Below are 10,277 nucleotides of genomic sequence, written 5' to 3' on the forward strand. Positions count from 1 at the left end.
CACCTGGACAAGACGCTCTGGGGCCTGCCCTGGTACCGCAACGAGGTCGGCTCGCGGCTCACGGACAAGATCGACAACGAGCGCGCCTTCCGCGCCGGCAGCGGCCACGACGCCGCCGTGCAGTCGATGGCGCTGGCCCGCGCCTTCCTGGCGGCCGGCACCACGCGCATCCGCACGCACGTGGACATCGACACGCAGGCCGGCCTGCAGCACCTCGAAGGCGTGCAGCGCACGCAGGCGGCGCTGGCGCCCTGGCAGCAGATCCAGACCGTGGCCTTCCCGCAGTCGGGCCTGCTCGGCCGGCCCGGCACGGCGGAGCTGCTCGGCGCCGCCCTGGCCGCCGGCGCCGACGTGCTGGGTGGGCTGGACCCCTGCGCCATCGACGGCGACCCGGTGCGCTCGCTCGATGTGCTCTTCGGTTTGGCCGACAAGCACGGCAAGCCGCTGGACATCCACCTGCACGAGCCCGGCGCGATGGGCGCCTTCTCGCTCGGCCTGATCCTCGACCGCACCGCGGCGCTGGGCCTGCAGGGCCGCGTGGCCGTCAGCCATGCCTTCTGCCTGGGCGAACTGCCCGCGGCCGAGTGCAACGCGCTGCTGGCGCGCATCGCGGCGCTGGGCGTGGTGCTGGTCACCAGCGCGCCGCCCTCGCGGCCGGTGCCGCCGCTCATGGCCTGCCGCGCCGCGGGCATCACCGTGGCCGGCGGCAACGACGGCATCCGCGACACCTGGACGCCCTACGGCACGCCCGACATGCTGGAGCGCGCCATGCTCATCGGCCTGCGCTACAACCTGCGCCGCGACGACGAGATCGACGCCGCGCTGGACTGCGTGACGCGCGCCGGCGCGCTGGCCTGCGGCTTCGAGGGCCACGGCCTGGTGCCCGGCGACCGGGCCGACCTGGTGCTGCTCGACGCGCAGACCGTCGCGCACGCCGTCGTGGCCCGGCCGCCGCGGCGGCTGGTGGTGGCGGGCGGGCAGATCGTCGCGCGCGGCGGCGCGCTGCTGCCCGGCCTGCCGGGCGCCGGATAATCCCGCCATGCGAATCCGCTTCACCAAGATGCAGGGCGCGGGCAACGACTTCGTCGTGCTCGACGAGACGAAGGGGCCGCTGGGCCTGTCGCCCGGGCAGTACCGCTTCCTGGCCGACCGGCACTTCGGCGTCGGCGCGGACCAGATCCTCAGCGTGCGCCCGGCCACGGCCGAGGGCATCGACTTCCGGTACGTCATCCACAACGCCGACGGCGGCGAGGTCGAGCAGTGCGGCAACGGCGCGCGCTGCTTCCTGCGCTTCGTGCGCGAGCAGGGCCTGACCGACAAGGACGTGGTGCGGGTGCAGACCCTCTCGGGCGTGATCGCGCCGCGCATGAACGCCGACGGCCGCGTCACCGTGGACATGGGCGCGCCCGTCTTCGAGCCGGCGCGCGTGCCCTTCGACACCGCCGGGCTGGACCCGCGGCCCGAGGGCGGCTGGCAGACCTGGCACCTGGCCCTGTCCACCGAGGCCGAGGGCGCCATCGTGCACCTGGCCGTGCTGTCGATGGGCAACCCGCACGCGGTGCAGATCGTGGACGACATCGAGACCGCCCCGGTGGCCGAGCAGGGCCCGCTGATCGAGCACCACCCGCGCTTCCCGCAGCGCGTGAACGCCGGCTTCCTGCAGGTGGTCGACCGCAGCCATGCGCGGCTGCGCGTGTACGAGCGCGGCGCCGGCGAGACGCTGGCCTGCGGCACCGGCGCCTGCGCGGCCGTGGTGGCGGGCATCCGCCTGGGCCGCTTCGACCAGCGCGTCGACGTCGAGACGCGCGGCGGCATCCTCACCATCGAGTGGGCCGGCGGCGAGACGGATGTCGTCTTCATGACCGGCCCCGCCGTCACCGTGTTCGCCGGCGAGATCGACGTGCCCGAGGGCATCTGAGCGTCTTCCGCCCATGCGCCGCCTGCCCCTGCGCAAGCTCCTGCTGGTCGCCGCCCTGGGCGCGACGCTGGCGCTGGCCGGCTGCTTCTGGCTGGCGCTGCGCACGCGCACGCTGGACGCCGGCGCGATGGAGCCCTTCGCCTCCGTCGTCGGCCGCGACCTGCCGCTGCTGCGCGAGGTACGCATCGTGCGCACCCGCGCGCCCGACGTGATCGAGCGGCCCTTCCGCCTGATCGCGGACCCGCGGCAGCCGGCGTCCGACGACGAGCCGGCGCCCATCGCCGTGCCCGCCGGCACCGTGGTGCGCTTCGACGCGGCGCGGCTGGTGCGCGGCGGCGTCAGCGGCGCGACGCACCCCGTGCTGCTGGGCACGCTGCGCCTGGGCGATGCGGCCTACCCGCTTGAATACAGTTGGGGGGAGCGGCGCTTCCTGGACGCCGAAGGCCGGGTGTCGCAAGGCCCCCCGCTGCGCTTCCTCTTTCCGCCGGCGCCCTGGCAGCAGGCGGCCGATCCGACGATCCACACCTTCCCGGAACCATGAACCCGATCACCGAAGACGACATCGCCAACTACCTCGCCAACACGCCCGACTTCTTCGAGCGCCACGCGCAGTTGCTGGCGCAGGTGCAGCTCACCAGCCCGCACGGCAACCGTGCCGTCAGCCTGCAGGAGCGCCAGGCCGAGATGCTGCGCGAGAAGATCAAGGCGCTGGAGCACCGGATCATCGAGATGGTGCGCGCCGGCACCGAGAACGTCGTCACCGCCGACCGCCTGCAGCGCTGGACGCGCGACCTGCTCACCTGGCGCGACCCGCGCGGCCTGCCCTGGGAGATCATCAACGGCCTGCACACCCAGTTCATGGTGCCGCAGACCGGCATCAAGCTGTGGGACCTGGACCCGGCCTACGCCGACGAGAGCTACGCGCAGAACGTGAGCGACGACCTCAAGGCCCTCACCGAATCGCTGACCACGCCCTACGTCGGCCTGAACTCCGGCTTCGAGGCGGCGTCGTGGCTCAACGACCCCCAGCAGGCCGTCTCGCTGGCGCTGGTGCCGCTGCGTGCCGAGCCCGGCCAGAGCGCCTTCGGCCTGCTGGTGCTGGCCTCGCCCGATGCCCAGCGCTACCACGCCGACATGGGCACCGACTTCCTGGAGCGCATCGCGCAGCTCGCCGCGGCGGCGCTCACCCGGCTGCGCGCCGCTTGAAGCCGCGCCGGGCCGCCGCGCTGCTGCTCGCCCTGGGGCTCGCGGGGTGGGGCGGGACGGCCCTCGTGGTCGCGCGCCACGGCGAGGCGGCCCTGCGGCATCCGCCCGAGCGCCCCGCCGACGCCGCGCTGGTGCTCGGCAACCGCGCCTGGCTCGACGGCGCCCCCAACCCCTGCCTGGCCTCGCGCGTCGAGGCGGCCGTGGCGCTGGCCCGCGGCGGCCTGGTGCGGCAGCTCGTGATGAGCGGCGGCGAGGACAGCGAGGACGGCCGCATCGAGGCCGACGAGATGGAAGGGGTGGCCCGGACGGCCGGTTACGCCGGCGCGGTGCTGCGCGAGCGTGCCTCGCAGTCCACGCGCGAGAACCTGCGCCTGGCCTGGCCGCTGCTGGTGGACGCCGGCGTGCGCAGCGTCATCGTCGTCACCGAGCCGGGCCACCTCTGGCGCACCGAGCGGCTGGCCCGTGCCAGCGGCTTCGAGCGCGCCTTCGACGTGCAGTACGCCGCCACGCCCGTCGCCTGCCGGCGCAGCGCCTGGCGCGCCGTGCAGGCGGTGCTGCGCGAGCCGCTGGCCATCGTCCACAATGCTTTGCATGGCCATCTCTGAAGCCGATGTTGATGCCGATGCGGCGCTGATCGAGCGCTACCTGGCGCATCAGCGCGTGCAGCGCCGGCTGGCCGAACGCACCACCGAGCTGTACGCCGTGCACCTGGCCGACCTGGTGCGGCGCGCGCGGGAGGCGGGCCTGGCGCTGGCGCAGGTGCAGCCGGCCCAGGTGCGCCGCTGGATGGCCCAGCTGCACGCCGCCGGCCATGCGCCGCGCGGCATCGCGCTGGTGCTGTCGTGCTGGCGCGGCTTCTACCGCTGGCTCGGCCACGAGGGCCGGATCGCCGCCAACCCGGTGCAGGACGTGCACGCCCCCAAGGCCGCCCGCCCGCTGCCCAAGGCGCTGGGCGTGGACGACGCCGTGCGCCTGGCCGAGCACCGCGATCCCGAGGCCGATCCGTGGACCGCCGCGCGCGACGCCGCCATCGTCGAGCTGCTCTACGGCTGCGGCCTGCGCGTGAGCGAGCTGGTGGGGCTGGACCTGCAGCCCGGCAAGGAAGCGAAGGGCTGGGTCGACCTGGAGGCCGGCGAGGCCAGCGTGCTGGGCAAGGGCGGCAAGCGCCGCGCCGTGCCGGTGGGCGGTAAGGCGGCCGAGGCGCTGCGCGCCTGGCTGGCGGTGCGCGGCGAGGCGGCCGGCAGCGCGGGCGCGGCGGCCCTGTTCATCGGCGCGCGGGGCGCCCGCCTGTCGGCCCAGGCGGTGTGGAAGCTGCTGCGCGCGCGCAGCCTGCGTGCCGGCCTGGCGGCGCCGGTGCACCCGCACATGCTGCGGCACTCCTTCGCCAGCCACCTCCTGCAGTCCAGCGGCGACCTGCGCGCGGTGCAGGAACTGCTGGGCCACGCCAGCATCGCCACCACCCAGGTCTACACCCGGCTCGACTTCCAGCACCTGGCGCGCGCCTACGACGCGGCGCATCCGCGGGCCAAGCTCAAGAAATGAAACACAGCCCCCGCGCTCCGCACGTCGTGTCGTCGCTGCCCCCCGAGGGGGCGCTCCAGCGCCTGCGGGCGGCCGGGCGGCGCTGAAGATGAAGACCCTGCGCCTCAAGCCCGGCAAGGAGCGCTCGCTGCTGCGCCGCCACCCGTGGGTGTTCGACGCTGCCATCGCCAAGGGCGGCGGCGACCCGGGCGAGACGGTGCGCGTCGAATCGCACGACGGCCGCTTCCTGGCCTGGGCGGCGTGCAGCCCGCACTCGAAGATCCGCGCGCGGGCCTGGAGCTTCGACGAGGTGCAGCGCATCGACGCCGCCTTCCTGGCGGGGCGGGTGGCCCGCGCCGTGCAGGCCCGGGCGCTGTTCGGCATCGACAGCGACGGCGTGCGGCTGGTGCACGGCGAGGCCGACGGGCTGCCGGGCCTGATCGTGGACCGTTATGGCGACACGCTGGCGGCGCAGTTCCTCTCGGCCGGCGCCGAGCGCTGGAAGGGCGCGCTGGCCGACGCGCTGCTCGCAGCCACCGGGCTGGACCGGCTCTACGAACGCTCCGACGCCAGCGGCCGCGAGCGCGAGGGGCTGCCGCCGGTCACCGGCTGGCTGCGCGGCAACGGCGCCACCGAACTGGCGATCCGTGAGCACGGCTGGCGCCTGACGCTGGACGTCGCCACCGGCCACAAGACCGGCTTCTACCTCGACCAGCGCGACAGCCGCCGCCGCTTCTCGGAACTGGCCCGGCTGCGGCACTTCCGCAGCGTGCTGAACTGCTACTGCTACACCGGCGGCTTCACCGTCGCGGCGGCCCACGGGTTGGCGGCGGCGGGCGCGCTCGAGGGCGCGGAACTGGTCTCGGTCGATTCCTCGCGCCCGGCGCTGGATCGGGCCGAGGCGCACCTGGGCCTCAACGGCCTGGCGGGTGCGAAGGCCGAATTCCTCGACGCCGACGTCAACGCCACCTTGCGTCGCTTCATCGACGAGGATCGGCGCTTCGACGCCATCGTGCTCGACCCGCCCAAGTTCGCGCCCACCGTGGCCCATGCCGAGCGCGCCGCCCGCGCCTACAAGGACATCAACCGCCTGGCCTTCAAGCTGCTGCCGCCGGGCGGCGTGCTGCTGACCTTCTCGTGCTCGGGCGGCATCTCGGCCGACCTGTTCCACAAGATCGTGGCCTCCGCCGGCATCGACGCCCGGGTGGACGGCTACATCGCCGAGCGCCTGGGCGCCGCGCCCGACCACCCGATGACCATCGAGTTCCCCGAGGGCGAGTACCTCAAGGGGCTGGTGGTGGTGCGCAAGTAGCCGGCCAGCCGGCCGGCGGCGGAGAAACCGCGCGCCGGCAGGACTGCGGCCGCGGGCCTAAACTTTCCGCCCTTTCCCCGCAGATCCCCGGAGCATCTCCCATGGCCCTCATCCCCGCCACCATCCTCACCGGCTTCCTCGGCTCGGGCAAGACCACGCTGCTCAAGCGGGTGCTGACCGAGGCCCACGGCCAGAAGATCGCCGTGATCGAGAACGAGTTCGGCGAGGAGAACATCGACTCGGACATCCTCGTCACCGAGTCCAAGGAGCAGATCGTCCAGATGAGCAACGGCTGCATCTGCTGCACCATCCGCGAGGACCTGCGCGAGACGCTGCAACTGCTGGCTGCCAAGAAGCGCAAGGGCCTGCTGGACTTCGAGCGCGTGGTGATCGAGACCACCGGCCTGGCCGACCCCGGCCCGGTGGCGCAGACCTTCTTCATGGACGACGAGATCGCCGAGAGCTATCTGCTGGACTCCATCCTGACCCTGGTGGACGCCAAGCACGCCGCCCAGCAGCTCAACGACCGGCAGGAGGCGCGCCGCCAGGTGGGCTTCGCCGACCAGATCTTCGTCAGCAAGACCGACCTGGTGAGCGAGGAGGAGGCCGACGCGCTGATCCACCGCCTCAAGCACATGAACCCGCGCGCGCCGATCGAGAAGGTGCACTTCGGCGAGGTGCCGCTCGCCAAGGTGTTCGACCTGCGCGGCTTCAACCTCAACGCCAAGCTGGACATCGACCCCGACTTCCTCAAGGAAGACGAGCACGAGCACCACCACCATGACCACGACCATGAGCACGGCGAGCACTGCGACCACCCCTCGCACCAGCACGAGCACGGGCATGGCCACCACCACCATCACGACGACGACGTCAAGAGCTTCGTCTACAAGGCCGACCGCCCCTTCGACCCCGCCCGGCTGGAGGACTTCCTGGGCGCCGTCGTCAACATCTACGGCCCGCGCATGCTGCGCTACAAGGGCGTGCTCGACATGAAGGGCACGGCGCGCAAGGTGATCTTCCAGGGCGTGCACCAGCTCATGGGCAGCGACCTGGGCCCCGAGTGGACCGAGGGCGAGCCGCGCATCAGCCGCATGGTCTTCATCGGCATCGACCTGCCGCGCGACATCCTGGAGCAGGGCCTGGACCAGTGTCTCGTTTGACGCGCCGCCGCTGAGGCATGGCCGGCCCGCGTGCACGGCGGGCCATTCTCTATACAATCGCGCGCCTGTTCGGGACCCCCCCGGCCGCACCCCGCTGCCGGGCCGGTGTTCCGGCAACGTCCGGCATGCGCCCGGCCTCCCGGTTTCGGCGGTATAACCATCAGCCGCCACCGGGGCCTTGCGCACCGGCGGCAGCGGCCCCTCGGGCCCCCACCAGTGCCCTTGGGAGGAGACCACCCGTGAAAGCGCGATCCAGCCAGACCCAGGAGCCTGCGACCGTGAAGAAATCCGCCGTCAAGGCTTCCCCCGCGCCCGCCGCCGCCAAGGCGGCGCCTGCGCGCAAGACGGCCGCGGCGCCCACGGCCGCCCCCGCCCCGGCGCCGGCCGCCGCGCCCGCTGCCGATGCGCCCGTGCCCCGCGCCCGCGCCTCGGCGCGGCTGGCGCAACTGACCGTTCCCTCCATGCCGCAGGCGGTGGCCTCGACCGCCGCCAAGGCCAGCTTCTCACAGACCATGTCCACTGCACTCGTTTCCCCGCCGCCCGTGGCCATCAAGAAAGACCCCAAGCTCGCCAACAACTGGAAGACCAAACCGGCCGAGGAGCTCTCCGACGCCGAGGTCATCGCCATGCCCGACGGCGAGTACATGAACGAGAAGCAGATGGCCTTCTTCCGCCACAAGCTGCTCATGCTCAAGAAGGGCATCCTCGAGAACGCGGGCGAGACCACCGAGCACCTGCGCGAGGACACCGTCGTCGTGCCCGATCCCGCCGACCGCGCCACCATCGAGGAAGAGCACGCGCTGGAGCTGCGCACCCGCGACCGCGAGCGCAAGCTGCTCAAGAAGATCGAGCAGTCCATCGCCCGCATCGACGCCGGCGACTACGGCTACTGCGACGAGACCGGCGAGCCGATCGGCGTCGGCCGGCTGCTGGCGCGGCCCACCGCCACGCTGTCGCTGGAGGCGCAGCAGCGCCGCGAGCTCAAGCAGAAGATGTTCGGAGACTGAACGGCGCGGCTTCCGCTTCCGATCACGCGCGCATGGCCAGGGAAGAAGGCAACCGGCTGCTGTCCAAGGTGGCCAAGTTCGTCCGCAATCCGCTCAAGGATTGGTCGGATCTGGACGCGCCCGAGGGCGGCGGCGCCGCAGCGCCTGACACCGGCTACAGCCGCGAGGCGCTCAAGGAGATGATCGAGCGCCGGCAGCGCAACGACTTCGTGCGCCGCCGCGAGTTCGACATGCTGCGCAAGCTGCGCCAGCGCGAGGCCGCGGGCACGCGCGAGGGCGGCACGCCGTCCTCGTTCCAGCTCAACAGTTCCGGCAAGACCGACGGCCGCGCCCTCACGCTCAAGAAGATCGACGAGATCGAGGAGCAGATGTCGCAGCAGTGGTGGAAGGGCCGCGCCGGCGGCGAGGCTGCCGCGGCCGGCGCCTCGCAGCCGGACCCGCTGGCGGCCCAGCATGCCCGCGCCTATGCCGACACCGCGCCCGGCGCGCCGCCGCTGGACGAGGGCGAGGGCGGCGAGGCCGTCGCCGCCGTGCCCGCCCATGCCCATGCGCTGGATGCGTCCCGGCTGACGTGCGACACCCCGGCGCAGGAGGCGGCGCTGCGCTTCGCCCAGGGCGACGACGCCGGGGCCGAGGGCCTGCTGCTGCAGGCCGTGGCCGGCAGCGGCAGCCATGCCGACGACGACGAGACCTGGCGCGCGCTGCTCGACCTGTACCGGGCCACGGGCGACGCCGAGAAGTTCGCCGCCAACAGCACGCGCTACGCGCAGCGCTTCAAGCGGCCCGCGCCGGAATGGATGTCGCTGCGCCTGCTGGCGCACCACAGCCAGCAGCAGGGCGCGGACGAGGGCACGGTCGACTGGTACGCGCCCGAGCAGCTGGGCCGCGAGGGTCTGCTGCAGCTCACGCGGGCCCTGTCGCAGGCCGGCGCGGTGTGGCGGCTGGACTGGCGGCTCCTGCGCGGCATCGACGGCGACGCGGTCGCCCCGCTGGGCACGCTGTTCGCGCACTGGGCCGATGCGCCGGTGCAACTGCGCTTCGCCGGCGCCGAGCGGCTGGTCGCCGTGCTGGCCGAGGCCACGCCGCTGACGGTGCGCGGCACCGACCTGGCCTGGTGGCAGCTCTACCTGTCGGTGCTGCGGGTGATGAACCTGCCCGACGACTTCGAGCTGGTGGCGCTGAACTACTGCATCACCTACGAGGTGGCGCCGCCGGCATGGCGCGACCCGGCAGGCAGCTATGCCTCGCTGGACGCGCCGCGCGCGAGCCGGCCGGGCGGGTTGCGCCTGGCAGGCGACGCCACCGGGCCCGAGGTTCTGCCCGGGCAACTCTCGGGCGAACTCGCCGGCGACCTGGGTGCGACCTGCCAGCGGCTGGACGCCGAGCTGGCGGGCGCCGATGCGCCGGTGGTGTCGTGCGCCTCGCTGCTGCGCGTGGACGTCGCCGCCGCGGGCAGCCTGCTGAACTGGGTGAAGGCCTACGACGCCAGGGGGCGCCGCATCGAGTTCGTCGACGTCCATCGCCTGCTGGCGGCCTTCCTCGGCGTGGCCGGCATCGCCGACCATGCCGTGGTGACGCCGCGCCACTGACCGCCGCACCCCACGGGCCGTGCGCCGCGGGCCTTGCATCGGGGCGTTCCGGCCCCATCATGCTCCGATGGAACAATTTCACGGCACCACCATCGTCAGCGTGCGCCGCGCCACCCCGCAGGGCGACCAGGTCGCCATCGGCGGCGACGGCCAGGTCACGCTGGGCAACATCGTCATCAAGGGTTCGGCGCGCAAGGTGCGCACGCTGCACCACGGCAAGGTGCTGGCCGGCTTCGCCGGCGCCACCGCCGACGCCTTCACGCTGTTCGAGCGCTTCGAGGCCAAGCTGGAGAAACACCAGGGCCAACTGGCCCGCGCCGCCATCGAGCTGACCAAGGACTGGCGCACCGACCGCGTGCTGCGCCGCCTGGAGGCGATGCTGGCCGTGGCCGACGCCACCACCTCGCTCATCATCACCGGCAACGGCGACGTGCTGGAGCCGGAGCAGGGCATCGTCGCCATCGGCTCGGGCGGCGCCTACGCCCATGCCGCCGCCAAGGCGCTGCTCGACAACACCGAGCTGCCGGCCGCGGACATCGTGCGCAAGTCCCTGGAGATCGC

Annotated in this window: 11 protein-coding genes; all 11 read left to right on the forward strand. The window is 73.2% G+C overall.

All coding sequences use genetic code 11. From position 1 onward, the window contains the following. The coding region (locus tag ACIY1X_RS09485) for an amidohydrolase family protein (protein ID WP_399680026.1) at positions 1-1,032 on the forward strand (1,032 nt) is incomplete at its 5' end. A gap of 7 nt (positions 1,033-1,039) precedes the next feature. Then, positions 1,040-1,918 (forward strand): diaminopimelate epimerase, encoded by an 879-nt coding sequence (gene dapF, locus ACIY1X_RS09490; RefSeq protein ID WP_399680028.1) that lies wholly within the window; start codon positions 1,040-1,042, stop codon positions 1,916-1,918. A 13-nt stretch (positions 1,919-1,931) separates the two neighbouring features. Then, positions 1,932-2,459, forward strand: coding sequence for a hypothetical protein (locus ACIY1X_RS09495; RefSeq protein WP_399680029.1), 528 nt, complete (start codon positions 1,932-1,934; stop codon positions 2,457-2,459). Further along, complete coding sequence (locus tag ACIY1X_RS09500; RefSeq protein ID WP_399680031.1) at positions 2,456-3,124, forward strand: DUF484 family protein; 669 nt, start codon at positions 2,456-2,458, stop codon at positions 3,122-3,124. Before ACIY1X_RS09495 ends, ACIY1X_RS09500 begins: the two co-directional genes overlap by 4 nt. Further along, positions 3,121-3,729, forward strand: coding sequence for a YdcF family protein (locus ACIY1X_RS09505; protein ID WP_399680032.1), 609 nt, complete (start codon positions 3,121-3,123; stop codon positions 3,727-3,729). The genes ACIY1X_RS09500 and ACIY1X_RS09505 overlap by 4 nt, the downstream gene beginning before the upstream one ends. Continuing rightward, positions 3,716-4,666 (forward strand): tyrosine recombinase XerC, encoded by a 951-nt coding sequence (locus ACIY1X_RS09510; protein WP_399680033.1) that lies wholly within the window; start codon positions 3,716-3,718, stop codon positions 4,664-4,666. The genes ACIY1X_RS09505 and ACIY1X_RS09510 overlap by 14 nt, the downstream gene beginning before the upstream one ends. A gap of 88 nt (positions 4,667-4,754) precedes the next feature. Then, the gene (locus tag ACIY1X_RS09515) at positions 4,755-5,957 is read left to right on the forward strand and encodes a class I SAM-dependent rRNA methyltransferase (RefSeq protein ID WP_399680035.1); all 1,203 of its coding nucleotides are present in this window, start codon (positions 4,755-4,757) and stop codon (positions 5,955-5,957) included. Positions 5,958-6,058: 101 nt separating this feature from the next. After that, positions 6,059-7,120 (forward strand): CobW family GTP-binding protein, encoded by a 1,062-nt coding sequence (locus ACIY1X_RS09520; RefSeq protein ID WP_399680037.1) that lies wholly within the window; start codon positions 6,059-6,061, stop codon positions 7,118-7,120. A 239-nt stretch (positions 7,121-7,359) separates the two neighbouring features. Then, positions 7,360-8,127 carry an RNA polymerase-binding protein DksA gene (dksA, locus tag ACIY1X_RS09525; protein WP_399680039.1) on the forward strand — a complete coding sequence of 256 codons (768 nt, stop codon included), beginning with the start codon at positions 7,360-7,362 and terminating at the stop codon, positions 8,125-8,127. 32 nt (positions 8,128-8,159) lie between these two features. Continuing rightward, a complete protein-coding gene (locus ACIY1X_RS09530; RefSeq protein WP_399680041.1) occupies positions 8,160-9,716 on the forward strand; it encodes an STAS domain-containing protein in 1,557 nt (518 codons plus the stop codon). Positions 9,717-9,783: 67 nt separating this feature from the next. After that, the coding region (hslV, locus tag ACIY1X_RS09535) for an ATP-dependent protease subunit HslV (protein WP_399680043.1) at positions 9,784-10,277 on the forward strand (494 nt) is incomplete at its 3' end.

It is taken from the genome of Xenophilus sp. (assembly GCF_044462705.1).
Taxonomy (GTDB): Bacteria; Pseudomonadota; Gammaproteobacteria; order Burkholderiales; family Burkholderiaceae_C; genus Xenophilus; species Xenophilus azovorans.

What these genes read in the sequence shown, in the direction of transcription:
- dapF (WP_399680028.1), top strand. Translation starts at nt 1,040, where the DNA reads ATGCGAATCCGCTTCACCAAGATGCAGGGCGCGGGCAACGACTTCGTC.
- ACIY1X_RS09495 (WP_399680029.1), top strand. Translation starts at nt 1,932, where the DNA reads ATGCGCCGCCTGCCCCTGCGCAAGCTCCTGCTGGTCGCCGCCCTGGGC.
- ACIY1X_RS09500 (WP_399680031.1), top strand. Translation starts at nt 2,456, where the DNA reads ATGAACCCGATCACCGAAGACGACATCGCCAACTACCTCGCCAACACG.
- ACIY1X_RS09510 (WP_399680033.1), top strand. Translation starts at nt 3,716, where the DNA reads ATGGCCATCTCTGAAGCCGATGTTGATGCCGATGCGGCGCTGATCGAG.
- ACIY1X_RS09515 (WP_399680035.1), top strand. Translation starts at nt 4,755, where the DNA reads ATGAAGACCCTGCGCCTCAAGCCCGGCAAGGAGCGCTCGCTGCTGCGC.
- ACIY1X_RS09520 (WP_399680037.1), top strand. Translation starts at nt 6,059, where the DNA reads ATGGCCCTCATCCCCGCCACCATCCTCACCGGCTTCCTCGGCTCGGGC.
- ACIY1X_RS09530 (WP_399680041.1), top strand. Translation starts at nt 8,160, where the DNA reads ATGGCCAGGGAAGAAGGCAACCGGCTGCTGTCCAAGGTGGCCAAGTTC.